Raw genomic sequence first — 664 nt, forward strand, 5'->3', positions numbered from 1 at the left:
CATGGCGAGCGGCGTTACCGCGGTATTCACGCCGTCACGCACGAGGTCGCCGAGCACACGCAGGCCACAGACGACATGCCCCGGCAAACCCTGCGGCCCGGCCTGGCAGCCGGCCAGGATCAGCGAGATACGTCCCCCCATCGATAGCGGGACACGGGCGGCGAAAGCCAGCCCCATCCCCCTGAGGGCGACAGCGGTCACATCGCCCTCGGGGGCGGCCGCCGCGTCCGCCATGACGACGCCATCGTCGTCCGTCGGCGCGGCCTGGACCACCGCAGCGAGGCGCGGGTAATCCACCGCGCGGAGGTCCCCGCCGGGCCAGGAGCGCCCCCAGCCCAGACACCCGTCGTCACCGCTGCGAATCACCAGGGCCACATCACACCCCGCCAGGCAGGCGCCCAGGGTGGCGATCCGGTCCATATGGCGGTCACCGCCGACCGGTGTGTCACCCGGCCGGTTACCGGGACCAATACTGTCTGTCATCGCCGTCTTCTCTCGCTCCGCCCCGGGAGACCGGAAGGAGCGCGCCGCATCACTTGCGCCGACGCTGATAAAGCCGGGCGTTCCTGCGTGCCACCGGAGCAGCATCTGCCCGGACGGAGATCCTGAACAGATACCGTCACTGCAACATTTAGGACACTCGGGGACACAGTCAAAGCAGTGA

General features: G+C 69.3%; 1 protein-coding gene. It reads right to left on the reverse strand.

Features of this window, described 5'->3' with window-relative positions; all coding sequences use genetic code 11:
• Nucleotides 1-483, reverse strand: a 483-nt coding sequence (locus G7A99_RS23335) for a hypothetical protein (protein ID WP_205600034.1), incomplete at its 3' end; no start/stop codon positions are given.
• Between the last annotated feature and the right edge of the window lie 181 nt (nt 484-664).

Source organism: Arhodomonas sp. KWT (assembly GCF_010993615.1).